This window comes from Acidisphaera sp. L21, assembly GCF_009765685.1.
GTDB lineage: Bacteria > Pseudomonadota > Alphaproteobacteria > Acetobacterales > Acetobacteraceae > LMUY01.
On sequence record NZ_LMUY01000149.1, the window covers coordinates 220 to 849 of the forward strand.

A 630-nucleotide genomic window follows, 5' to 3' on the forward strand; every position below is an offset into this window, starting at 1 on the left:
CAGCACGACCGCGACAACCAGGACCGTGACTGTAAAGCTCGCTGATCCAATCTTCTGCGTGCTGACAGCCGCGGCAACGGTGAAGGTGAGCTGACACAGACCTCCCACGAGTGCCCACCATGGCAATCCACCAACTTTGCTGAGACCGCCGAGCGAGATCCCCGCGACCGCTCCGATCCCGGTGCAGATCAGCAAGCCGCATAGCGCGACGGCATAGACCACCAACGTCGCGGCTAAGGGCTGGCCGATACCTTTGTTAAGCGCAGCGTTGGCTGCCGATTGCAGAGGGTTGCTGATGCCTGCAAGCAACGCCAGGCCGTAGAAAAAGACTTGTGTCACCTAGCGCTTCTCAGTCTTCCAAAGACGGACCGCGGAACACATCAAGGCCGCTGATAGCGGGTAACGATACCGGCTGACCTGATCGAGCAGATTGGTAGATCGCCTCCATGACCACATGATCTTGTACCCCCTCCTCTCCCGGCGTCCGGGGACGCCGCCCGGTCAGGACGCAATCGGCGAAGTGGTCGATCTCCAGGGTAAACTGGTTTTTTGCCGCGACCGCAGGACTATCAATTGCTTCCTCGTCCCCGACGCGGCGCGCAATCCTGATCGATTGACCGCGATAGGCGA

At 60.2% G+C, this 630-nt stretch carries 2 protein-coding genes; both read right to left on the reverse strand.

Translation table 11 applies throughout. The annotated features are described in order from the left end of the window. On the reverse strand, nucleotides 1-339 hold a 339-nt coding region (locus GSQ76_RS28365; protein ID WP_216851341.1), incomplete at its 3' end, for a DMT family transporter. A gap of 10 nt (nucleotides 340-349) precedes the next feature. Continuing rightward, nucleotides 350-630 (reverse strand): Gfo/Idh/MocA family oxidoreductase (locus GSQ76_RS28370; protein WP_254070690.1); only part of this gene is annotated, 281 nt, incomplete at its 5' end.